The sequence below is a fragment of the Tautonia marina genome, assembly GCF_009177065.1.
GTDB lineage: Bacteria > Planctomycetota > Planctomycetia > Isosphaerales > Isosphaeraceae > Tautonia > Tautonia marina.
The window spans coordinates 147,994-170,090 of sequence record NZ_WEZF01000004.1; the positions used below are offsets into that span (position 1 = coordinate 147,994).

Consider the following 22,097-nt stretch of genomic DNA (forward strand, 5'->3'; position numbering starts at 1 on the left):
GGTGCCCTGCAGGCGGCGTGGCGAGCGCCTGAGCCCACGATGGCCAGGCCGCTCATCAAGGGCGTCGCGTCTCTGACTTTTGAGAAAGCATGAACGCACCATGATGTCACACGACAGCTCCCGGCGATCGTTCCTCCGAATGTCTTGCGCAGCGGTGGGAAGCACCACGTTGCTCGCCCGATCGTCGGAGGCGATCGCAAATGATGAGGGAGGAGAACTGCTGGCGTACGTCGGTACGTTCAGTTCGCCGCTCCGAGATGTCTTGCCGACGCAAGTGGACTTGCCTCCTGGCAACGGACGAGGGATTCACCTCTTTCGCGTGAATCGTCAGACGGGAGCGATGGAACCTGCCGGTCTGTTCGAGATGGGAACAAGCCCGAGCCACCTGGCCGTCAATGCCGATGGAACGCGGTTGTACTCCGCGAACGAGACGGATCGGATCGACGAGGAAAACCAGGGGACCGTCAGCGCCTTTGCCATCAATCCGACGAACGGCCAGTTGACCCTGCTCAATACAGTGCCGTCCGGTGGTGCGGGGCCGACCTATGTGAGTCTTCACCCCTCGGGTCGGTTTCTGCTGGTTGCGAACTATTTCGGCGGGTCGGTGGCCGTGCTGCCGATCCTGCCTGATGGTCGGCTCGGGGTGGCCACGGACATCAAGGTGGATGAAGGCGAGATCGGGCCGACGAGGGCCACCCATGCTCCTCCGGGCAGCTTCGCCATCAGTGGTCATGATCGAACCCACGCGCATATGATCGAGTCAGATCCTTCGGGACGATTTGTCCTGCACGTGGATCTGGGCTTGGATCAGATCTTCATCTGGGAGTTCGATGATCAATCGGGCGTCTTGAACCCGAGCGAGTCGAGCGAGGTTTCGCTCCCTCCGGGGGACGGTCCCCGCCATTTCCACTTCCATCCCAATGGGCGTTGGTTTTACTCGATCCAGGAAGAGGGGTCGACGATCGTCCTGTTCGACTACGATTCCGAAACGGGGAGCTTGAGCCCGAGACAGACGATTTCCAGCCTGCCACCGGGGTTTGCGGGAAGTAATTTCTGTTCCGAGATTCTGGTGTCGCAGGATGGCAGGTTTGTGTATGGGGGGAACCGGCTGCATGACAGCATCGGCATTTTCAAAATTGGCCCTGATGGCACGTTGACGATGGTCGGGAACGAATGGACGCGGGGGAACTATCCTCGGAGCTTCACGTTCGATCCGACCGGCTCGTTCCTGTTCTGTTGTAACCAAAGGGCCGACCACGTGACGGTGTTCCGCGTAGATCGGGACGGTGGTGGTCTGGAGTTTACGGGGCATTACACGCCGGTGGGCAACCCCTCGTGCGTCGTCTTCCTCGACCTGGCGACGGTGAAGGCGGAGTCTTGAACGGACGCGGGCACACGCTCCGACACCTCGGAGCGTGTTGCACGAGCCGATCGGTCGAACGGATCGGGGACCGCGGGACGCAGCGGTTCCTGATGCCGTTGGAGGTTATCGTCCGGCCCAGTAGGCGACCTCAGGCGTATAGCGGTTGCCGGCGGCGACGCCGGGCGGGAAAGACGCGTTGAGGCGATCGAGTTCGTCGGGCGTCAGAACCACGTCGACCGCCTGAAGGTTCGCGTCGAGGTGAGTTCGGCGCTTCATGCCGGGGATCGGGATGACCTGATCGCCCTGGGCGAGGACCCAGGCCAGCGCGATCTGGGCGGGCTTGACCCCGTGCGCCTGGCCGATCTCCTCCAGAGGTTGGAGCAAGGCCAGGTTGCGGGCGAGGTTCTCGTCGGTAAAGCGAGGGTTGGCTGCCCGCCAGTCGCCGTCGGTGATGGCGTTGCGACTGGTGAGGGCTCCCGTGAGGAACCCGCGACCGAGGGGGCTGAAGGGAACAAACGCGATACCAAGCTCGCGGCAGGCCGGCATGACGTCGGCTTCGGGTTCTCGGGTCCAGAGGGAGTACTCCGACTGGAGCGCGGCGATGGGGTGGACCGCATGGGCACGACGGAGCGTGGCCTCGGAAACCTCGGAAAGACCGAGCGCGCGGACCTTCCCCTGAGTGATAAGTTCGGCCATCGCTCCGACCGACTCTTCCACGGGAACGTCGGGATCGATCCGGTGGAGGTAGTAGAGGTCGATCACGTCGGTCTTGAGCCGGGCCAGGCTGGCGTCGCAGGCGGTTCGAATGCGATCGGGGCGGCCATCGACACCGACGGTTTCGGTGCCGTCGGGGCCGGGTCGTTTGACCCATCCGGTCTTGGTCGCGAGGACGAACTCGGAGCGTCGAGCGGACAGAACCTGACCAACGAGCGACTCGTTATGACCGTTCTCACCGTACGAGTCGGCCGTGTCGATCAGGGTGATGCCGCGGTCGAGGGCCAGGAGCAAGGTGGCCTCCGATTCGGCCTCGTCTGCCGGACCATACGAGCCCGACATTCCCCAGCATCCCAGACCGAGCGCCGAAACGCTCAGGCCGCTTGTTCCCAGGTGACGATGGTGCATGAATCTTGTTCCCCGATCGAAGTTCGAGACGGTTACGACCTGTCTCGGTTCAGAAATCGAACTCAAACGACCTGCCGAAAGGTCGTTCAAAGCTGGGCCTGATCGCGGAGGCGTCGGCGAACGCGGAGCTTGACTGCGAGTTCAAGTCTTCGTCCCAGGCGTGACAAAATCGCGAAGGTCAGCAAGGCGATGAGCAAGGCTGACGCCGGGCGTCCCAGACCGACGGCCATGCCAAGCGATGCCGTGAGCCAGATTCCGGCCGCAGTGGTCAATCCTCGGGCCTGCGACGGCTCTGTGGTTCGGAAAATGACCCCCGCGCCGAGAAAGCCAACACCGGTCAAAAGCCCCTGAATGACACGGCTCAGGTCCCCCTCCTGAATGCCGATTTGTTCGGAGATGAGGACGAACGCGGCCGAACCGACCGCCACGAGCATGAAGGTTCTCAACCCCGCCGGTCGGGAATGGACGGTGCGTTCCATCCCGATCACGCCACCGAGAACGGCGGCAAGGCAAAGTCGAAAGATCGCTCGAACAAGGCCGGGAACGTCGCCAAACTCAGAGAGGTCGGGGCCGAGGGCCTCGTGAAGCAGTTGCCAGAACCCGTCGTTCATACTCGACCTGGGGAGAGAAATGGCTCACACCCGCCGACACGGAAACGCGCAAGTGGACGGGAGCTTGATCTGAGCGACGGTGAGCAAAGGCAACGGGAGCGTATGGGAATCGAACCCACCGACGACCTGTCTCCAGGCCGCCCATCTGGTTTTGAAGACCAGGGCCGGCACCAGCCGTGCGTCCGCTCCCCGAAGGATGGAGCTTTACCATACCGCATTGCCGAGGAGGCCGCGAGGGGGAGACGACCTGGTTTGTGAGGGACACCGCGGGCGAAGAGCATCGAACCGAGCAACGCGCGGAGGAAGTGCTCGCTGAATGACAAGCGATCCGGGACGAATGACGATTACGACCGTCGTTGCTTGCGAGCGACCGGCGGGGGCTTCACCGAAAGCCTGACCGCCGTTACGATGCTCCCGGCGAATCACGCCGGGGACTCGCCGACGACCTCACCTTGACACCGGAACGGCCCTTTTTTGTTTTCCGATCAGGAGTTGCACGCGATGGCCTCGGACCCGACCGCAAAAGATCAAAGGCAGCCTTCCCAGGCGATTGAATCCGTCAAGATCTTCTCGTATCCGAAGGTCATTTTCCTCTGGCCCACGATGGTGTTTGCGCTGATCTGTGGGACCGGAATGCTCATCGTCGGTGATTTGGATCCGAATCCGGTACCGACGGCGGCTCCCGAAGTGGCAGAGGAGTTGGAGGCGACCAAGGTGGCCGAACCCGTTGAGACAGCCGATGCTGTCGAGGGAGCCGATGCCGTTGAAGGGGCTGAGGCCGTCGAGGTGGCCGATGCCGATGCGGTGGCGGGAGACGTCGAGGTCGCGGAGGCGGAAGTGTCTCCGGGGGCTCGCCGGTTCTCCAGCTGGCAGAACATCTTCGGCGCGGTCTTCCTGATCGTCTTCGCGGTCAACATGATGGTGATGTCGCTCGACTTCCCGAGGTTCACGCTTATTGCGGTGATCCTGTTTGGTCTGACGATGACCTTCTTGTTGCTCTATCTGGCGTCGCAGGGCGTGGACTTCCTGTCTCCCTTGACGGCCCTTTCGAGGCACCTTTACTTCACGGCCAATGCGGGCTTCTTCTTTGCGATCGCGCTGATTCAAGGGGTGATGTACGCGATCATTTGGGCAACGCGGTATCTCGACTACTGGGAGATTCGCCCGAACGAGGTGCTGCACCACCACGGCCCATTGAGCGACCTCGAACGATTCCCGACGATCCAGTTGAAGTTCTCGAAGGAAATCCCGGATATTCTGGAGTTCTTGCTCGGTCTGGGAGCCGGCCGCCTGGTCCTGAACTTTTCGACGAACGACCGGGTGGTGACCCTCGACCACGTGCTGTTTATCAACTCGAAGGAAGATCAACTGAAGCGGCTGATGAGCCAGCTTCAGGTGCGCATTCCCGGCCAGGACATGTGAATTCGAAGGTCGAACCGACCTGGGATGAACACGCCTGATTGCCCCATTCCGATCGGAACGGGGCGATCAGGCCGCCTCGCGTTGCGGAGCCTGATCGGCGAGTAGCTCGTCTCGGACGGGGCCGAGCAAGGCGGCTTCAAGATCGGCAAGACGTCGGGCGATCTCGGCACCGTCCAGAATGCGGTGGTCGTAGATGAGCTTGACAGTGACTCGGCCGCTCGGGTCGATCGGGCCATAGGTCAAGGTCGTGGTCAAGGGGCTGATCGGGTGATACGATTCCGCCCCGAGGCTTCCGTAGCTGGAGAGACCGAAGGTGCCGAGCCGCTTTGCGCGCTTCGGTCCTGAGACGTGGAGCGTCGACCACCAGAGGAAGCGTCGGATCGGGGCGGGATAGCTACTGATTCGGAGCATCTGGCGGAAAAAGCCAACCTTTTCGATCGGCCAGGTTCGGTACTCGTCGAGCGCTTTTTGAAGCTCGGCGATCGGTTGCCGTTCGGGGGCTCGAAAGAGACCGACGACGATGACGGGTTCTCTGTCGTGCTCCCGTTCCATGGCCAGCGAGGCGATTGAAAACGGGTGTTCGTACAACCTGAGATGCGGGACGCTGAGCAAGGCCCGTCGCAAAGGTGGGTGAGCGTCGCAGACGATCCCAAACCCCTTGAGAAAGAGGACCGCCCACGACGGTCGGAGCGGGTGGGCACGCCTGGCGTCGGCCAGGGGGCCGAGATTCATTGTCCGGCCGACCGGCACCGAGGGGACCTTTGACGCGTAGTGCATCATGTCCAGGATGAACCGGCGGGGGCCGGAAAGCGGCAGCGATCGTCCCTTGGGCTCGGGCATCCGTGCACCTGCGCGTCGGGAGAATGGGGAGCGGGGAGCGGCCAAAACCTTACGACGATCGGGAGTCTTCGGGAAGAGGAATCCGATCGCAGCCCCCGGCCGTCAAGTGATGAAACACGACGCCAACGAGAGGGAACGGAAGGGATGGGTTCGAACGCAACAGTCCAGGTGCATCTCCTGCCAAGCTTGATTCTCAAAGGGGCGCTGGCGGGGGGGGTGGCAGTGGTGGTCGACGTCTTGCGAGCGACCTCGGTGATGGTCCGGGCTCTGGCATCGGGATCTGACGCGATCATCCCTTGCCTGGAGATCGAGGAGGCCAGAGAGGTGGCTCGGGCCTTGCCCAGCGGTTCGGCCGTGCTGGCGGGAGAGCGTCAAGGGGTGGCGATCGATGGGTTCGACTTCGGCAACTCGCCGGGAGATTTCACTCCGGAGGTCTGCCGAGGGAAGACGGTTGTGATGACCACAACCAACGGGACGAGGGCGATTCTGGCGAGCCTGGAGGCCGATCGGGTCTTGATCGGAGCGTTTGCCAACCTGAGGGCGATCCGGGAGGAGCTGCGCAATGAGGCTCGAACGGTCCACATCGTCTGTTCGGGGACGGATGGCTTGGTCAGTTTTGAAGATACGCTGCTGGCTGGAGCCATTGCCAGTCATCTGGATCGGGTCGAGGGATTGTCGTTGGGAAACGACTCCGCCAGGATTTCGAGCCGAGCCTGGCTGAGCGTGACCTTTGGCAACGAGAATCTCGACGAGGTGCTTCGCACCGGCCGAGGAGGGCTGCGGGTGTCGGAACTCGGGCTGGGACGGGACATCGTCGAGGCCGGTGCGGTGGATACGATCGGCATCGTTCCGGAATTGCGGCGCGATCCGCTTCGAATTGTGAGGGCGGGGGTCACCAGAGAGGGCGGCATCGGTTAGAATCGTGACTCGATTCACAGAAGACCGAATGCGACGGGAGTTCCCGTCCTCTCGATCAACGAGTCGATCCCGTAAGCCTGAATCCGAATGACCCCCTTTGAGAGCGGGGCGGCCCATGCCAAGGTCTGCCCCAGGAGACGCGACCCGATGGACATGGAGAAGATCGTTTCCCTTTGTAAGCGTCGCGGGTTTATCTTCCCGTCGAGCGAGATTTACGGGGGTATCAACGGCTTCTGGGATTACGGCCCGCTGGGTGTCGAACTGAAGCGGAACATCAAAGACGCCTGGTGGCGCGACTGCGTTTCGGGACGGGATGACATGGTCGGGCTTGACTGCTCGATCATCATGAACCCGAAGGTCTGGGAGGCGTCCGGACACGTCGGCGGGTTCGTGGACCCGATGGTTGATTGCCGACAATCGAAGGAACGCTATCGGGCCGACCAGCTTTACGTCTTCGGTTTGGCCCGCGAGATGCCCGACCCGCACTCGGCCCAACATGCATACGAAGGAGCAACCGGCCGGATGTTCCCGGATTGGGTCGAGGTCTGTGTTTCGGGAGTGGGCGCGTCGCCGCTCGACGCCTGGGACGCGGTGCGGCCGAAGGCGGCGAAGCTCTTGAAGACGAAACCGGCGAATCTGGGAGAGCCGCCCGCCGCGACAACGGTCCTTTATCTTCATCTGGCACCCGAACAGCGCGACCGGGTCCTGGGACCCGCGGCCGACGAGGCGGGCACGCTGACCGCCCCTCGGCAGTTCAACCTGATGTTCAAGACGAGCGTCGGGGCGCTGGAAGATGCGTCGAGCATTGCCTATCTGCGACCGGAGACGGCGCAGGGCATCTTCGCCAACTTCAAAAATGTGGTAGACACCAGCCGGGTGAAGCTGCCGTTCGGGATCGCCCAGATCGGCAAGAGCTTCCGGAACGAAATCACGCCCAGGAACTTCACCTTCCGATCCCGGGAATTCGAGCAGATGGAGATCGAGTTCTTCTGCCGTCCCGAGGAGTCGGAGGAGTGGTATGCTTACTGGAGGAACGAACGCTTCAACTGGTACGTGAAGCACGGCTTGCGGAGCGACCGCCTTCGACTTCGGGATCACGACCTAGACGAACTGGCCTTTTACTCGAAGGCAACCGCCGACATCGAGTACGAGTTCCCGTTTGGCGTCAGCGAGCTGGAAGGGATCGCACATCGAAGCGATTACGACCTGAAGCAGCACCAGCAGTTCAGCGGAAAAGACCTGACCTACTTCGACGAAGAAACCAAGCAACGCTTCCTGCCGCACGTGATCGAGCCGTCGGCCGGTGCGGATCGAGGGACGCTGGCGTTCCTCTGCGAGGCGTATACCGAGGACGAGGTGGGCGGAGAATCACGCACCGTCTTGAAATTCCATCCAAGGTTTGCGCCGATCAAGGCGGCGATTTTCCCACTCGTGAAGAAGGACGGGATGCCGGAGAAGGCCGAAGCGATCTACCGGGATCTGAAGCGTCGGCAAAATGTCTTCTATGATGAGAAGGGGGCCATTGGTCGTCGTTATCGTCGCCAGGACGAGGCGGGAACCCCCTACTGCATTACCGTGGATGGTCAGACCCTGACCGATGGCACCGTGACGATTCGAGACCGCGATTCCCTGGTGCAGAAGCGCGTGGCCTCGGACGGGTTATCTCGATTGGTGGAAGACCTGCTCGACGGCTCGACCGACATCAACGCGATCGGTTCCTGATCTTCCTGGATCGAGCGGCCAAGATCGACGTGGTCGCTCGGTCCCATTGACCGGTTGAACGACGCAATTTAAGGCTCAATTCCATCTTTCGTGACGAGACAGGTATTCGCATGGAGCCGTGCATCAATCAGGCCACGACGCTCGGCACGCCGTTTGAGGCGGATCTCCCGGCGTACAGTCGGGTTGGCTGGCAAGCGATTGAACTTTGGATGACCAAGCTGGAGGAGTTCCTCCGGACGCACTCGATCGCCGAGGCGCGATCGATGCTGGAAGGGGAAGGACTTCGTCCCGTGGCGGCGTCGTTTCAAGGGGGGTTGATGCTCTCTCAAGGGGCCGAGCGCGCCACGCACTGGGATCACTTTCGCCGAAGGCTCGATCTGCTGGCCGACTTGAACGTGCCGATCCTGGTGGTGGTTCCTGACTTCGTCTCGGTCCCCGGTCCGGATGATCTGGCTCGATCGGCGGCCTCGATCCATGAGGCGGCCGAACTGGCCGCGACCAAAGGCGTGAGGCTGGCGCTCGAATTTCAGAAGACCGCCCGGTTCTGTGCGAGCCTCGATACGACGATCGCCCTGATTGCCCAGAGCGGTGCGCCGAATGTCGGGGTCTGCTTCGATGCGTTTCACTACTACACCGGGCCGAGCAAGTTCGAGGACCTCGGGTACTTGACGGCCGAGAACCTGGCCCTGGTGCAACTGAGCGACCTGAGCGGAGTCCCCCGAGAGCTGGCCAGTGATTCGGATCGCATCTTTCCGGGAGATGGTGACCTGCCGCTTGGTCCGATCCTGGACCATTTCGGGAGGATCGGGTATCAGGGGCCGGTGTCCCTCGAAGTGCTGAACCCGATGTTCTGGGAGATGCCGGCCGATCGGGTCGTGGGCATTGCGTTGCAGGCGATGGAGCGGACCCTGGGAGACTGGTTGACGCTTCCCGAATCCGAGGCAACGGAGGAGGAGGGCTGAACCGTGTCGATCGTCATGGTCAACCGATCCCCGGTGGCGATTTACCGGGAGGAACAGTGGTTTCACGGCTGGATTTACGCGGTCCTGCTGGGCGTGGCTGGGCTCGCGCTCGGCGCGGTGCTCTGGTCCTGCGATCCAAACAGCCTGATTGACGCCTTACGGATGCACCGGGCGTTCCCGCTGGCCATTGCGGTCGGGCTCAGCGTGCCGCCGATGCTTGTGGTCGGGTTACTCCGGATGACCACGGAAGTGCATCCGACGGAGCTTCGGATCTGGTTCGGTCTGGTGCCAACGTACCGGCACGTCGTGTCATTGACCGAGATCCGGGGGGTAGAGCCGGTTCAGTATCGCCCCCTGGCCGATTGTGGCGGCTGGGGGTTCCTCCGGAGCCGCAACGGCGATCGGGTCTTCACCGCTCGGGGAGACCAGGGGGTTCGGATCACCTTGCACGACGGTTCGACGCTGCTCATAGGGAGCCAGCGGCCCGAGGAACTGGCGAGGACGCTCGATCAGGCGGTGCGAGACCTGTCCTGATCCGGGACGACCGCCCCCGCCTGTTCAGTTGCCGGTTAGATCGTCAGGGTCCGGTCCCTTGCGATCACCGGCCAACGATCAATCACCTTGCCGTCCTGGATGGCAAACGCTTCCCGATGGAGCGCGCAGGTCGGGCAGATGTGGACGGGAATTGCGAGCACAGGGGTTCCAGGCGGGAAGTCGGCGGCGGCCGGCGTCTCGACCATGAGGTGCTCCTCGTTCTGGCGGCCGAGCTTGGCGTCGGGAATTCCGAGCACAGCGACGCGATCGCCGATCGGATCAGAGGCAACGGCCTTCGTGCCGATGTCGAGGCAGAGGAGCCCCGGTTTCGGTCGGCTTGCCACGCGGCCGAGGAGCAAGGCGGCCGGGGTAAAGGGAAGGTCGGGAAACTTAGCTCCGTAGCCGACATCGTGCAGGACGATGGTGCCGGGAGAGCATTCCAGGTTCGGCAGATCCAGGCCAGCGTAGATCGGAAACGGTGGCGTCCCGCCCATGACGATCCGGGGGACAGGGAGCCCCTGGCTTTCGAGTCGATCGCGCATGGCGGTGACCTCCTTGACGATGCTCATGACGAGCGATCGGCGCTGGTCGAGGTCGGGATCGGAGGAATGGCCGTCGTACGCATGCAGGCCGTCGGGTTCGAGCCCTGGCAGCCGGGCAATCTCGGCGTAAAGAGCATCGGCCTCGGGGCCGGGGATGATCCCTGTCCGGTTCATGCCGACGTTCAGATCGATCAATGTCGGAAGCGATCGTCCGACTCGGGAAACGGCATCGGACAGCGCCTGAGCAGGCCCGGGTTCGTCAACGACGGTGCGGAAGGTGGTGTTGGGATAGGTCGTCAGGAGCCGAATCATGCGCTCGACGTTCGGGCCGACCGGCTGATAAGCCAGCAGAACGTCGGGCGCTCCGGCCTGGCCGAGCATCTCGGCTTCGGCGATCGTCGCGCACTTGTGCTTGGTGATCCCTTCCTCAAGGGCCATGCGAACAATCGCCGGCATCTTGTGTGTCTTGACGTGCGGACGAAGCCGGGCCGGGTCGCCGACCAATTCGAGCATCTTCCGGAGGTTTTCGCGCACGATGTCCACAAAGATGACGAGCGAAGGACTGGGAATCTGAGAGAGGTCGTCGATGTGATAACGCTCGGCGGCCTGTTCGGGAGCAAGCATGGGCATGGTCGGATGGCCTTCAGAGAGTGGAATCGGCCTACCTGGAACGGCGTCGATCTGGCTTGGGCCGCTGGCATTCTGGCCGCGGATTCGAGACAATATCAGCTTTTCCGCGATCGGGCACAACCCACCGCATTCTGCCCACCACAACGCAACGCGAGGCACCGCCCCTCATGGCATTCGACACCCGCCACCGCAGCCGAATTCTTCTCGATGGTCCGAGCCGAGCCGCTGCTCGGTCGTATCTGAAGGCGATTGGCTTTACCGATGACGATCTGCACAAGCCGATCATCGGCATCGCCAACACCTGGACCGAGACGATGAACTGCAACTACCACCTCCGCACCCTGGCGGAGGACGTAAAGCGAGGCATCCGCGAAGCTGGAGCCACGCCGATGGAGTTCAACACCGTTGCCATCAGCGACGGGATCACCATGGGCACCGAGGGGATGAAAACCAGCCTCGTCAGCCGCGAGGTGATTGCCGACTCGATCGAACTGATGGGCCGCGGCCACTACTTCGATGCCGTGATCTGCCTGGCCGCCTGCGACAAGACGATGCCGGGCAGCGCGATGGGATTGCTCCGGCTCGACGTGCCGGGCCTGGTGCTTTATGGGGGCTCAATCGCCCCTGGGCACTACCACGGCAAGGACGTGACGGTGCAGGACGTCTTCGAGGCAATCGGAGCCCACTCCCGGGGACGCATCACCGACGAGGACTTGCACGAACTGGAAGGCGTGGCCTGCCCCGGAGCCGGCGCCTGCGGTGGTCAGTTCACGGCCAACACGATGGCCCTGGCCTTTGAATTCCTTGGGATTTCTCCGATCGGCACCGCCAGCCCTCCGGCGACCGACCCGAGGAAAAAAGAAGTCGCGTACAAGGCCGGGAAGCTGGTTGTTGAGCAGCTGACGAAAGGCCTGAAGCCCAAAGACCTGTTGACCCGCCTGGCCTTCGAGAACGCCATCGCCGGCGTGGCCGCAACGGGAGGATCCACCAACGCCGTGTTGCACCTGTTGGCGATCGCCCGGGAAGTCGGGGTGCCGTTGACCATCGACGACTTCGATACCGTGAGCACTCGGACGCCGACCCTGGCCGACCTGAAGCCCGGCGGCCGGTTCGTCGCCGCTGATCTCGACCGCGCCGGTGGTGTTCCCTTGGTGGCCAAGCGATTGATTGAGGCCGGGAAGCTCGATGGGTCGCAACTGACACCAAGCGGCCGAACGATCGCGGAGGAATCGGCGGTGGCGGTCGAGGAACCGGGGCAAGAGGTGGTCCGATCGCTCGATCACCCCTTGAAGCCGACCGGCGGACTGGTGATCTTGAAGGGAAACCTCGCGCCGGAGGGTTGCGTTATCAAGGTGGCCGGCTCGGAGCGGAATTTTCATCAAGGACCGGCCCGCGTGTTCGACTCGGAAGAGCAGGCGATGGCCGCGGTCCTCGCCGATCAGATCCAGCCGAACGACGTGGTGGTGATCCGCTACGAAGGTCCGGCGGGTGGTCCCGGCATGCGGGAGATGCTCGGCGTGACGGCGGCGATTGTGGGAGCCGGCCTCGGTGAAACCGTTGCCTTGATGACCGACGGCCGCTTCAGTGGCGCGACCCGAGGCCTGATGGCCGGACACGTGGCCCCGGAAGCGGCCCGAGGCGGACCGATTGCCGCGGTTCGGGACGGCGACGTGATCACCCTGGACATCGCCAACCGACGGCTCGACGTTGCGCTCTCGGACGACGAGCTGAAGTCCAGGCTTTCGCAATGGACCGCCCCGAAACCGAAGTACGACACCGGAGTGATGGCCAAGTACGCAGCCCTCGTTTCCTCAGCCTCCGAAGGAGCCGTGACTCGAGTTCCTGGGCCGAACCCGGCCCAGAAGATCTGAGTGCCTTGCCAGGTGACTTCCGTTTCGAGAGCCTCGGGGATCATCCTTGCGAGTGGTTCCCGAGTGCTCCGGAAGAAGGGGACTGCCCCGAAGTTCGGCAAGAATCTGTTTGACACGCCGAACCACCCGGATAGGATAGAAACAGCTCGAACCCGCCTCGCGTCGTCCCTGTCGAGACGCACTGGCCTCGGTCGGCGCCGAACTGTCGGGCCCTCCGCATCGAGGTTCGTTATTCCCGCCCGTGCTCTGGACGACCGTACATCAAACGCATGTGACTGGCGATCGTGCGTCGCGATCCCCTCGGCGGGCCCTAGTCCCGGCGATCGTGGAACGACCGGAAGTGATCGCCGTGTGTGATCGCGTTCCGTCGCTGCGATCTCCCCGGACAATTCCGGCGAGGTGTCGCCGTGTTCTGGAAGCTTGTGTTGACGATCGCCATCGTCTTGCTCGTCGTCGGTCGGACCTCGGTCCTACGCAATCCGATCGTTCGGCTGGTCCTTCCTCGATCGTGGCAGACGGCCCTCTCGCTCTTGCCGTCGTCCGCACCGCCGCCCAGGCGCGAGCCACCTTCGCGTCGGGAGGCGACTCCAACGACCGAAACCCCGACCGGTTCGCAACCGCGTCGATGGCTCGACGGGAAGATCCGGTTGATCCTGTTCGTGCTTTTCCTTCTCGGAATCGCCGCATGGATGGCAACCCGTGCCATGATCATGATGGAAACAGACGCGGGGGCAACCTTGCCTCCGCCGTGATCCCTTGATCGGCTCCGACCGCTTGCCCGGTTCCCCCAAACGACTTCGACCCCCGACACCCCTGACCAGATTCCCTCGGTCCCACGACCCGACCCACTCCGGAGGCTCCCCCGATGTTTCAGGATCTGTTCACCGTCGCCGTGCTTCACATGTTTGGCCCCTGGGAAATGGCGGCGATCGCCATGGTCTCGCTCCTGATCTTCGGCAACCGTCTGCCCGGCGTGATGCGATCGCTCGGCAAGAGTGTGACCGAGTTCAAGAAGGGGATGAACAGTATCGAGGAAGAGATCGAAGAAGGCGCAACCGCTGATGCCAAAAAGCCCGAGGCCGCGGCCAAGGACGTCTGATTGACGGGACCGAGCGACGGGACGATCGCGCGACTCGATTGACGATCGTCCCTCGTGTTCCCAAGGGCAAGCCCGCATTGACTTCGTTGTGTGGAGTGCTTCCGATGCTCTATGCCTTTCTGCCCGGGGTTGGCCCGCAGGAGATGGTCGTCATCGCGATCCTCGGTGTCTTGCTGTTCGGCAAGCGATTGCCGGAAGTGGGAAAGTCGCTGGGCAAAGGAATCGCCGAGTTCCGCCGAGGATTCAGCGGCGTCGAGAACGAACTTCGGTCGATCGGCCGGCAGGCAAGCTCGACCTCGCCGATGCCGTCACGATCGTACAGCAACCCAACCTCAAGCGCTGCTCCGGCCGTGACGAATGACCTGGCCCCCGATCCGACCGTCCCCAAATTTGAGCCCCCGACGGCCGCCCCCTCCCCTGCCCCTCGAGGTCAGACGGCCTCGGCCTACGATCCGCAACCTTACCACGACTGATCCCTGGTCATCGGGGGCCGTGTGGATGAGCGGCCCCGTTGACTCCCGCGTTCCCTTGACCTGGGATGTCAGTTCATCGAGTGGTGACGTTGAGGTGATCGCCGACTCCTCGAGTCCCGATGGCCGCGAGAATGGCCTCGGGATCGTAGACGCATCCCCCCCAGGTTCCTCCGCTCAGAGACTGGAGCGCGGCCCAGAGATGGGTATCGTCGGGCAGATCGGGGTCGGGAGAGAGGTCGGGGTGCGGTGAGCGTTCGACGAGAAGTTCCTCGCCGCGCTCAGGCCCGAATTCCTCGGAGCCGACGCCAACCAGATCGACCCGGCCGACGAGTCGCACGCGGTCGACCTCGATCCGGATGAGATCGCCATCGCGGACTCGTCCAATGGGACCGCCGGCCAGGGCCTCTGGTCCCACGTGGCCGAGACAGGCCCCGGTTGAGACACCGGAGAAGCGGGCATCGGTGATGACGGCCACATGCTTGCCGAAGGGGAGATGTTTCAGGGCGGAGGTGATCTGATAGGTTTCCTCCATGCCGGCTCCCATCGGGCCGCGCCCCATGAGAACGATGATGTCTCCGGGAGCGATGGGAGCCTGCCCCCCCTGCCCCTTGATGGCGGCGACGGCGTCACGTTCTCGGGTGAAGACGCGGGCCGGACCAACCTTGCGGTAAACGCCGTCGGCATCGACGACGCTGGGGTCGATGGCCGTGCTTTTGACCACCGAACCAAGTGGCGCGAGGTTCCCGATCGGGAAGGTGACCGTGCTGGTCAAGCCTCGGGAGCGGGCTCGATCGGGATTCATGATGACATCATCGGGATCGACCCCGTCGAGTTGCTGCAAGGTCTCACGGAGTCGGCTCCGACGGTCGGAGGTTTGCCACCAGTCGAGAACCTGACCGAGTGATCTTCCGGAGACGGTGGGGACCGAGTCGTCGAGCAACCCCAGGTCGCGGAGGTGCAACATCACCTCGGGCACTCCTCCCGCGAGGAAGACGCGGACGGTCGGGTGGTCGTCCGGGCCGTTCGGTAGGACGTTGACGAGCCGAGGCACCCGACGGTTGACGTCCTGCCAGTCGTCGACCGTGGGCCGTCGTAATCCGGCCGCAAAGGCAATGGCCGGAATGTGCAGCAAGAGGTTCGTCGAACCGCCGAAGGCAGCATGGACAACCATTGCGTTGCGGACGGCGGCATCGGTGAGGATGTCGGCCAACGGGATGTTCCGGTTGGCCATCGACGCAACGGCTCGGGCGGATCGGCGGGCCATGTCCTGCCAGATCGGTTGTCCGGAGGGGGCAAGCGCGGCGTGAGGGACGGTCATGCCCAGGGCCTCGGCGACCACCTGAGTCGTGGCGGCCGTGCCGAGGAACTGGCAGCCGCCGCCGGGAGTGGCACAGGCTCGACAACCGAGATCAGCAGCCTCGGCGAGGCTTAGCTCGCCGTGGACATATCGAACGCCGATCGTCTGGATCTTGCCGGCGTCTTCACCCCGGGAAGGCGGGAGGGTTACGCCACCGGGAACGAAGACACAGGGGAGTTGCTTGGACCCGGCCAGGGCCATGAGCATGGCAGGAGCTCCCTTATCGCAGGTCGCCACGCCGATGACCCCTCGACGGCGAGGGAGGGATCGGATGAGGCGCCGCATGACGATGGCGGCATCGTTGCGATAGGGAAGGCTGTCCATCATCCCGGTCGTCCCCTGCGATCGGCCGTCGCAGGGGTCGGTCACGGCTCCGGCGAAGGGCAAGGCGCCGAGGGCTCGCAGCTCCTCGGCGGCGGCTCGAACGAGCAGGCCGATCTCCCAATGTCCCGTGTGGTAGCCAAGGGCGATCGGCCGGCCCTGGTCATCGCGCAGTCCGCCCTGAGTGCTGAGGATAAGGAACGGGTCATCCGCGGCGGTTGACGGTTCCCAGCCCATCCCTGTGTTCTGAGAGAGTCCGAACAAATCACCCGAGGGCCAGGAACGAAGCATCTCGTCCGTCAGGGGAAGCGTGCCGGCAGGCCCCTCGGCATGAGTCTGGACCTCGAGGCACTCGGAGGGTGCGTCAACAATCTCAGAGAAGTCGAATGTTCTGGTCCGATCCATGATCTTCGGAGCCTCGGGCAAGAGACGGCCAGTTAACGGGCACTCGGTGGGCAGTCGGCGATGACGATTTTCCCCTATCATAGCGGTGTCGGTGGCGAACCGCACCCCTTTGGCATGCAATATGCTCTAACTTGCGTTGTATCGCTCGCAAGACACTTTCTTCGAGAGGCAACGCTGCCTCGAAGGTTGTCATCAGCGAAGCATCACGAGATGAGGTGAGTCATGGGAACGATTGGAGCGGTTCTTGGCTGGATACTCTTCGGGCTTGTCGTGGGATTCCTGGCGCGTTTGCTCCATCCGGGCAAAGACGAGATGGGGCTCCCGGCAACGGTCCTCCTGGGCGTTGCCGGCTCGCTGCTGGGCGGAGGGTTCTGGTATCTGTTACGAGGGGGAGGAGAGGCATTCAGTCCGGGGGGGTTCTTCTCGGCCCTGATTTTTGCCATTGTCTTGCTGGCGGTCGGGGTGTTTGCGAATGACTCGCGATCGAGGAACGTCCGGGGATAATCGGCCGATCGAAACCGGCATGTGACCTGCCAGGGGTCGGTTCAGGGGCGTTGTTTGTTCCACCTTGAGGCTGAAATGGTGACCACGAAACCGACCCGAGTTCAGGCGGAACGGATCCCTCCCGAAGGCGCTTCGGATGAGCTCTTTTTGGACCGACTTGCCTGGTTCATGGATGCGAATTTCCGAATTCCTGGAACCAAGATCCGATTTGGTGCTGACCAGCTCGTCGGTTTGATTCCGGGAGTCGGTGACCTGACCGGAGGAGCGGTTCAGGCAGCGTTAATTTTGATGGCGATCTACTACTACAAACTGCCCAAATCCGTGATCGTCCGGATGGTCTTGAACTCGGTGCTGGATACCACCGTGGGAGCCGTCCCCGTGGTCGGCGATCTGTTCGACGTGGCCTTCAAGGCCAACATGCGCAACGTGAAGTTGCTCCGAGAAGCATCAGCGAAAACCCGAGGCGCGGCCGAATCGCGAGTGCGATAAGTCGATCGCGCCTCGGACATGACCTGCATCCGGTCAGAGCAGTTCCTGGATGGCTTGACCGTTGTCAACGAGGCGAATCGGCTGGCCGTCCGGGGTCTGAAACCGGTGTTCCGGATTGATCCCGAGCGCGGTGAACAGGGTCGCGGCCAGGTCGCTTGGGGTGATGGGGCGGTCGATTGGCTGATCGCCGCGAGCATCAGTGGCTCCGAGCACGAGGCCGGCAGGCATTCCGCCTCCCGCAAGCAGGATGCTGTTGGCTCGGCCGTGGTGGTCGCGACCGGCGGCGTCGTTGATCTTCGGGGTGCGGCCGAACTCTCCCATCATCAAGACGAGTGTTTCGTCGAGCAGACCACGATCGTCGAGGTCGGCGATGAGGGCCGAGACGCCGCGATCGATGGGAGGGGCAAGGGTGTCTCGGAGCATCGGGAAATTGTTCAGGTGCGTATCCCAACCCACTGGCCCCGCGCCTTGATCGTTGACGGTGACGAATGAGACACCGGCCTCGACTAGTCGTCGAGCAAGGAGGAGCGACTGGCCGAGCTGGGTCCGGCCATATCGGTCGCGGAGATCGGAAGGTTCCGCGTCGATCTGAAACGCCTCCTGCGCGGCGCCGGAGGTCAGTAGTTCGAACGCCTGATCGGAGAAGGAGTCTCGGCTGGTCGTGAGCGGGGTGTCGATCACGGCCTCGGCAGCGAACTGGTCGAGCGTGGCGACCATCGAGCGACGGCGTCGCAGCCGATCGAGCGTGAGCCGATCGGGAGGCGTGAGGTCTCGAACCCGGAAACCCTCCTGGTTCGGATCTCCTCCGACGGCGAACGGATCGTAGGCGGGGGTGAGATAGCCGCTTGAGGCAAAGAGCGGGGCGGAAGGAATGGCGGTGTGAGGAGGGAGGGTGCTGGTCTCGAAGCCTCGGACCTTGGCGACAACACTGCCCACGCTTGGGTAGATCAGGGCCGGGCTGGGGCGATAGCCGGTCAGGAGATGGTGCGTGGCGCGGTCGTGCTCGGCCTCGGGAGAGGTGATGCTTCGGATGAGGGTCGAGCGGTCGAGGACGCTCGCCAGCTCGGGGAAGATCTCGCTGATCCGGACTCCGGGAACAGCCGTCTCGATCGGCTTGAATTCGCCCCGGAACTCACTCGGAGCCTCAGGTTTGGGGTCGAACGTGTCGATGTGGCTCGGGCCGCCGGAAAGCCAAATCAAGATGCAGGACTTGGCCCGAGGCGTGCCGCCGAGGGTCGGTTGCGTTTCGTAGGAACTCTGGCGAGCGGCAAGGGAGCGGAGGCGAAAAACGTCGTCGAGCGCCAGGCCGAAGGCGCCGAGTACTCCGGCCCGGAGAACTGCTCGGCGGGACGGTCCGGGGCACGAGCGGGACGGCGGGTTCGATCTCATGGCGAGGTCCCTTGGTCTGTGATGCACTGGCCAACCGGGGCGATCGGAGAACGAGTCGCCAGGCTCAGTGATTGAACGCGAATTCTCGAGAGTTGAGCAAGGCCCAAAATAGGTCTTCGGAGGCCTCTCGGAGGGAATCCGACTCGTCCATCAAGGCGGACCAGTGTTCGGATTCCTCGTCCGATGGTTTGCGGCAGAGGGTGCGAAGGTAGAGGTTCTCGACAATCTCGGCGCGACTCGGTTCGAGTTCGAGGAGGCCGGAGAGGTAGCCGTCGAATCGGCTGATGCGGTCGTCGATCGCGTTGCCACCGACGAGCAAGAGGGCCTGTCGAAGGCTGAGGGTCGGCGTCGCCACGGTCGAACACCCGGCCACGCGGGGGCATCGGCCGAAGGTGTCGAGGAGAACGCTGGGGATCGCCGGGTCACTGACCTGAACGGCTTTACTCGATCGAAGCGTTCCCTGACTGCCTCGGCCCAGATTAAAGAGAAGTTCGGTATCGGTGGCTTGAGCCAGGGCGTCGGCCATCTGGTGCGCGGTCAGGGGACGCGGGGTCTGGTGAGAAAACAGCCGGGTGTCCCCCTCGTTCCCCGGGATGGGGCGGGACGACAGGCCGTAGGCTTCTGACGAGGCGATGGTGCGGATGAGGTGACGGAGGTCGAAGCCGTGTGAGATGAAGTCGTCGGCCAGAGCGTCGAGCAGTTCGGGATGAACCGGGGGATTGGAGTCGCTCAGGTCATCACTGGGCTCGGCCAGGCCCCGACCGAAGAATTGCGCCCAGGCCCAGTTGGCGGCGGTCCGCGCGAAGTAAGGGTTGTCCGGCGCGGTGATCCAGTCAGCCAGGACGGTTCGAGGGTCGATGTCGGCGGCAAGTTGGACCACCTCGCCGCCCGGAAGGGTCGGAACGGCCGGTTCTCCGGTGCGAAGGTGGAGGACGACTCCCTCGGGATTCACCCCAACGGTTGCGGGAGCCATCATGCCGTCGGCATTGGGGACCGCGCGGCCGACCTTGGCAAAGAAGGCGGCGAGGCCGTAGTAATCGTCCTGAGTCCAGCGGTCGAACGGGTGGTCGTGGCACTGGGCGCAGCGGAAGCGAAGCCCGAGGAAACGCTGGGCGGTCAGCTCGGCCTGCTCGCGGGCGTCCTCACCTTCGAGGGCGTAATTGACCGGGCCGCCGTCGAGGTCGTTCGGATTGCCGAGGGAGGTGAGCAAGGTCTGGACGATCTCATTCCAGGGAGTGTTGGAGGCGAGTTGTTCCTTCACCCAGTCGTTGTAGCGATAGACGCCATTGCCGAAGCGGGCCTGACTGATCTGGAGCAGGTCGCCGAGCTTCAAATGCCAGAAATCGACGAACAACGGGTCGTTCATCAAGCGATCGACAAGCGCGATCCGACGGTCGGGATCGGGGTCGTCGAGGAATGCTCGGATCTGATCGGGACGGGGTTGCTGGCCAGTCAGATCGAGCGAGACACGACGAAGAAACGAGGCGTCATCGGCCGGAGGACTGGGAGGGACGTTGAGCGATTCAAGCCTTGCGAACAGATGGTCGTCGATCAGGTTTCGGCGGGGGAGCGAAGCGAAATCAAACGTGAGATCCGGATTCATCCGGGTCCCCACTCGGGTGGCAATCACGGACGTTTGATAGCGAACGATCAGGTCCGTCTCAGCGCGTCGGAGCAAGGTGACACGGCCGTTGTCATCGACCGAAGCGGTCGCATCATCCCGGACCTCGAAGCGGGACAGTCGGGTCACGTCACGTTCCAGTCCATCGGCAAATTTTGCAACAACCCGAATCTGATGTGATCCGGGCTCGGCCAGCCGAAGGTCGTTCGGGAACACCTCGACGGAAACCAGAGGACCGTGTTCCTCGCCCCGATGAAGCGGAGCGCCGGCATCGATCCATTCGAGGAGCGTCTGGTTGGCCTCGGATGTTGAAGGAAGCGCTGGTCCTCCTCCGTGCGGAATTCGCCCGAGCCCTTTGAGGAGCACGAGACTCGATTCGGGGTGGGTCAGCGAGAGACGACGGCCGCCCGCGTCACGAGTCAACGCCTGGTAGTCGGCATCCGGATCGTATCCGAACAGCGAGAGGTGAAACCCGTTCTGCCCCCCAGCCTTACCGTGACAACTTCCGGAATTGCAGCCGAATCGGGTGAAGATCGGGACGATGTCGGTGGCAAAATTCCAGGATCGCTCGGGCGATCGCTCGACGACGACCTCAGCCGAGACGGAAGCTCCATCCTGGAATACGGCCGTCACCGTCTCGTTGCCAGATTCTTGGGGAACGAGATACCCGGATTGCTCGAAACGGACTCCGTCTTCGGTTGATGTTTCCCAACCGACTACTTCCTGAGTCACGTCGCAACGCGAGCCATCCGGATTGATCTGTGAAACGATGAATTGCAAACCCGTCGCATCAGGAGGAAGGATGGCCGACGAGGGCTCGATGGCCAAGGTCGGGCCGGGGGAACTGTGGGGTGACGCTTCGGCCGGAACCCGTTCGGCAGGAGGCTCCTGCTGCTTCGAGGCGACCGTCCGATCAGCGTGCGGATCTCGGTCGGCAACAACGGCAGGTTGATCTCCTCCACACCCCGCCGTGAAGACCGCCACGACGAGCATCAACAAGCACTGGCGAAACACGCGATGATGCATTCGTCAGGTCTCCGATCCCGAATCACGATTCGTCCCGGACGCGACACACTTCTGAAAAGAGCGAACGCTCAGAGATTCGTTCTCTCGATCCTAATCTTGTCGTCGATTCGACGAAAGGGAAATCTGACAAGCGTCCGAGGAGGTCAGGAATTCCTGCTACTGGGAAGAGAAAAGGGTGTGAAACAAGGGCGATCGAAGCTGATCACGGTTGACGAGCGTGACCGACAGGGTAAGATCGAACAGATATTTCAGTTCAGACCGAAATGGATGAACCTCTCGTGGAACTGACACCGGCAGCATTGAAGTTTGTGTTGCACTGGGGAGAGATGGGCCAGGCGTGGGGAATCAACCGCACGATGGCTCAGGTGCATGCCTTGTTGTTTATTTCGCCTGAAGCGCTGGACGCAGCCGCGATCAGTACATTGCTTGGGGTGAGTCGATCGAACGTCTCGACGAGCCTGCGGGAACTGATCACCTGGGGAGTGGTGCGCCGGGTTCATGTCATCGGGTGCCGGTGTGATCGGTTCGAAGCATTGAAGGATGTCTTTGAGACATTCCGGGTGATCATGGCGGAGCGCAAGCGTCGGGAGATGGATCCGACGATTGCGCTGCTGGAACACTGTGTGGAGGAAGCAAAGGACGCAGGGCCAGATGAGGCGTACACACGCGAACAGCTTGAAAAAATGCTCGAGTTCACGCGGATGGTGACGATGTTTTACAGTCACATCGACCGCTTGCCGAGCTCTGCCCTGCAAGCCCTGTTCAAAGGGGGGGCAACGCTTTCTCGGCTCTTTGGGCCTGGCCGGCCGGCAGCGGATGCGGGAACGGGTCGGGAGACCGTTTCGGCTGGGTCATCGTCACACGTGAAGTGATCCC

At 62.8% G+C, this 22,097-nt stretch carries 20 protein-coding genes and 1 tRNA gene; 13 read left to right on the top strand and 8 right to left on the bottom strand.

Annotation, left to right across the window (positions count from 1 at the left end):
- Positions 1-139 precede the first annotated feature (139 nt).
- The gene (locus GA615_RS06665; protein WP_201750121.1) at positions 140-1,381 is read left to right on the top strand and encodes a lactonase family protein; all 1,242 of its coding nucleotides are present in this window, start codon (positions 140-142) and stop codon (positions 1,379-1,381) included.
- Positions 1,382-1,486: 105 nt separating this feature from the next.
- Here the strand turns inward: GA615_RS06665 and GA615_RS06670 are convergent, their stop codons facing one another.
- The 3 genes from GA615_RS06670 to GA615_RS06680 form a co-directional block, all read right to left on the bottom strand.
- A complete protein-coding gene (locus GA615_RS06670) occupies positions 1,487-2,485 on the bottom strand; it encodes an aldo/keto reductase (protein WP_152050501.1) in 999 nt (332 codons plus the stop codon).
- Positions 2,486-2,571: 86 nt separating this feature from the next.
- Positions 2,572-3,096: an MgtC/SapB family protein gene (locus tag GA615_RS06675; RefSeq protein ID WP_152050502.1), complete on the bottom strand. Its 525-nt coding sequence runs from the start codon at positions 3,094-3,096 to the stop codon at positions 2,572-2,574.
- Positions 3,097-3,189: 93 nt separating this feature from the next.
- Positions 3,190-3,286 (bottom strand) — tRNA-Sec (locus GA615_RS06680).
- A gap of 311 nt (positions 3,287-3,597) precedes the next feature.
- Between GA615_RS06680 and GA615_RS06685 the strand changes: the two genes are divergently transcribed.
- Complete coding sequence (locus GA615_RS06685; RefSeq protein ID WP_152050503.1) at positions 3,598-4,518, top strand: hypothetical protein; 921 nt, start codon at positions 3,598-3,600, stop codon at positions 4,516-4,518.
- Between the two features lie 66 nt (positions 4,519-4,584).
- On the opposite strand, the gene GA615_RS06690 is transcribed toward GA615_RS06685, so the two are convergent.
- Entirely contained in the window at positions 4,585-5,358 is a 774-nt protein-coding gene (locus GA615_RS06690) for a hypothetical protein (protein ID WP_152050504.1), read from the bottom strand.
- 144 nt (positions 5,359-5,502) lie between these two features.
- Here GA615_RS06690 and GA615_RS06695 point away from each other — a divergent pair, with 144 nt between their 5' ends.
- The 4 genes from GA615_RS06695 (at position 5,503) to GA615_RS06710 (ending at position 9,494) form a co-directional block, all read left to right on the top strand.
- A complete protein-coding gene (locus tag GA615_RS06695) occupies positions 5,503-6,276 on the top strand; it encodes a 2-phosphosulfolactate phosphatase (RefSeq protein ID WP_152050505.1) in 774 nt (257 codons plus the stop codon).
- A 147-nt stretch (positions 6,277-6,423) separates the two neighbouring features.
- Positions 6,424-7,998, top strand: a complete 1,575-nt coding sequence (locus GA615_RS06700) for a glycine--tRNA ligase (protein ID WP_152050506.1) — start codon at positions 6,424-6,426, stop codon at positions 7,996-7,998.
- A gap of 110 nt (positions 7,999-8,108) precedes the next feature.
- Positions 8,109-8,960 (top strand): sugar phosphate isomerase/epimerase family protein, encoded by an 852-nt coding sequence (locus tag GA615_RS06705; protein WP_152050507.1) that lies wholly within the window; start codon positions 8,109-8,111, stop codon positions 8,958-8,960.
- 3 nt (positions 8,961-8,963) lie between these two features.
- Positions 8,964-9,494 (top strand): hypothetical protein, encoded by a 531-nt coding sequence (locus GA615_RS06710; protein WP_235905159.1) that lies wholly within the window; start codon positions 8,964-8,966, stop codon positions 9,492-9,494.
- A 35-nt stretch (positions 9,495-9,529) separates the two neighbouring features.
- Here GA615_RS06710 and GA615_RS06715 read toward each other — a convergent pair whose 3' ends face one another.
- Positions 9,530-10,666 (bottom strand): D-TA family PLP-dependent enzyme, encoded by a 1,137-nt coding sequence (locus GA615_RS06715; protein WP_201750122.1) that lies wholly within the window; start codon positions 10,664-10,666, stop codon positions 9,530-9,532.
- 167 nt (positions 10,667-10,833) lie between these two features.
- Between GA615_RS06715 and ilvD the strand changes: the two genes are divergently transcribed.
- From ilvD to GA615_RS06735, 4 genes are all read left to right on the top strand, one after another.
- Complete coding sequence (ilvD, locus tag GA615_RS06720; protein ID WP_152050508.1) at positions 10,834-12,537, top strand: dihydroxy-acid dehydratase; 1,704 nt, start codon at positions 10,834-10,836, stop codon at positions 12,535-12,537.
- 407 nt (positions 12,538-12,944) lie between these two features.
- Positions 12,945-13,289 carry a hypothetical protein gene (locus GA615_RS06725; protein WP_152050509.1) on the top strand — a complete coding sequence of 115 codons (345 nt, stop codon included), beginning with the start codon at positions 12,945-12,947 and terminating at the stop codon, positions 13,287-13,289.
- A gap of 113 nt (positions 13,290-13,402) precedes the next feature.
- A complete protein-coding gene (locus GA615_RS06730; RefSeq protein WP_235905161.1) occupies positions 13,403-13,636 on the top strand; it encodes a Sec-independent protein translocase subunit TatA/TatB in 234 nt (77 codons plus the stop codon).
- A 104-nt stretch (positions 13,637-13,740) separates the two neighbouring features.
- The gene (locus GA615_RS06735; protein ID WP_152050510.1) at positions 13,741-14,109 is read left to right on the top strand and encodes a Sec-independent protein translocase subunit TatA/TatB; all 369 of its coding nucleotides are present in this window, start codon (positions 13,741-13,743) and stop codon (positions 14,107-14,109) included.
- Between the two features lie 73 nt (positions 14,110-14,182).
- Here the strand turns inward: GA615_RS06735 and GA615_RS06740 are convergent, their stop codons facing one another.
- Complete coding sequence (locus GA615_RS06740) at positions 14,183-16,192, bottom strand: YjhG/YagF family D-xylonate dehydratase (RefSeq protein ID WP_152050511.1); 2,010 nt, start codon at positions 16,190-16,192, stop codon at positions 14,183-14,185.
- 222 nt (positions 16,193-16,414) lie between these two features.
- Between GA615_RS06740 and GA615_RS06745 the strand changes: the two genes are divergently transcribed.
- On the top strand, positions 16,415-16,696 hold the full coding sequence (locus GA615_RS06745; protein WP_235905162.1) for a GlsB/YeaQ/YmgE family stress response membrane protein: 282 nt from the start codon (positions 16,415-16,417) through the stop codon (positions 16,694-16,696).
- 147 nt (positions 16,697-16,843) lie between these two features.
- Positions 16,844-17,185, top strand: a complete 342-nt coding sequence (locus GA615_RS06750; protein ID WP_161602205.1) for a DUF4112 domain-containing protein — start codon at positions 16,844-16,846, stop codon at positions 17,183-17,185.
- Between the two features lie 33 nt (positions 17,186-17,218).
- On the opposite strand, the gene GA615_RS06755 is transcribed toward GA615_RS06750, so the two are convergent.
- Both GA615_RS06755 and GA615_RS06760 read right to left on the bottom strand, forming a co-directional pair.
- Entirely contained in the window at positions 17,219-18,574 is a 1,356-nt protein-coding gene (locus GA615_RS06755; protein WP_152050513.1) for a DUF1501 domain-containing protein, read from the bottom strand.
- A gap of 64 nt (positions 18,575-18,638) precedes the next feature.
- Positions 18,639-21,221, bottom strand: coding sequence for a DUF1549 and DUF1553 domain-containing protein (locus tag GA615_RS06760; RefSeq protein WP_152050514.1), 2,583 nt, complete (start codon positions 21,219-21,221; stop codon positions 18,639-18,641).
- A 278-nt stretch (positions 21,222-21,499) separates the two neighbouring features.
- On the opposite strand from GA615_RS06760, the gene GA615_RS06765 reads away from it, so the two are divergent.
- The gene (locus GA615_RS06765) at positions 21,500-22,093 is read left to right on the top strand and encodes a GbsR/MarR family transcriptional regulator (RefSeq protein WP_235905165.1); all 594 of its coding nucleotides are present in this window, start codon (positions 21,500-21,502) and stop codon (positions 22,091-22,093) included.
- The last annotated feature ends 4 nt before the right edge of the window (positions 22,094-22,097 follow it).

What these genes read in the sequence shown, in the direction of transcription:
- GA615_RS06695 (WP_152050505.1), top strand. Translation starts at nt 5,503, where the DNA reads ATGGGTTCGAACGCAACAGTCCAGGTGCATCTCCTGCCAAGCTTGATT.
- GA615_RS06740 (WP_152050511.1), bottom strand. Translation starts at nt 16,192, where the DNA reads ATGGATCGGACCAGAACATTCGACTTCTCTGAGATTGTTGACGCACCC.
- ilvD (WP_152050508.1), top strand. Translation starts at nt 10,834, where the DNA reads ATGGCATTCGACACCCGCCACCGCAGCCGAATTCTTCTCGATGGTCCG.
- GA615_RS06745 (WP_235905162.1), top strand. Translation starts at nt 16,415, where the DNA reads ATGGGAACGATTGGAGCGGTTCTTGGCTGGATACTCTTCGGGCTTGTC.
- GA615_RS06670 (WP_152050501.1), bottom strand. Translation starts at nt 2,485, where the DNA reads ATGCACCATCGTCACCTGGGAACAAGCGGCCTGAGCGTTTCGGCGCTC.
- GA615_RS06685 (WP_152050503.1), top strand. Translation starts at nt 3,598, where the DNA reads ATGGCCTCGGACCCGACCGCAAAAGATCAAAGGCAGCCTTCCCAGGCG.
- GA615_RS06715 (WP_201750122.1), bottom strand. Translation starts at nt 10,666, where the DNA reads ATGCCCATGCTTGCTCCCGAACAGGCCGCCGAGCGTTATCACATCGAC.
- GA615_RS06705 (WP_152050507.1), top strand. Translation starts at nt 8,109, where the DNA reads ATGGAGCCGTGCATCAATCAGGCCACGACGCTCGGCACGCCGTTTGAG.
- GA615_RS06735 (WP_152050510.1), top strand. Translation starts at nt 13,741, where the DNA reads ATGCTCTATGCCTTTCTGCCCGGGGTTGGCCCGCAGGAGATGGTCGTC.
- GA615_RS06755 (WP_152050513.1), bottom strand. Translation starts at nt 18,574, where the DNA reads ATGAGATCGAACCCGCCGTCCCGCTCGTGCCCCGGACCGTCCCGCCGA.
- GA615_RS06700 (WP_152050506.1), top strand. Translation starts at nt 6,424, where the DNA reads ATGGACATGGAGAAGATCGTTTCCCTTTGTAAGCGTCGCGGGTTTATC.
- GA615_RS06665 (WP_201750121.1), top strand. Translation starts at nt 140, where the DNA reads ATGTCTTGCGCAGCGGTGGGAAGCACCACGTTGCTCGCCCGATCGTCG.
- GA615_RS06675 (WP_152050502.1), bottom strand. Translation starts at nt 3,096, where the DNA reads ATGAACGACGGGTTCTGGCAACTGCTTCACGAGGCCCTCGGCCCCGAC.
- GA615_RS06730 (WP_235905161.1), top strand. Translation starts at nt 13,403, where the DNA reads ATGTTTCAGGATCTGTTCACCGTCGCCGTGCTTCACATGTTTGGCCCC.
- GA615_RS06760 (WP_152050514.1), bottom strand. Translation starts at nt 21,221, where the DNA reads ATGCATCATCGCGTGTTTCGCCAGTGCTTGTTGATGCTCGTCGTGGCG.
- GA615_RS06690 (WP_152050504.1), bottom strand. Translation starts at nt 5,358, where the DNA reads ATGCCCGAGCCCAAGGGACGATCGCTGCCGCTTTCCGGCCCCCGCCGG.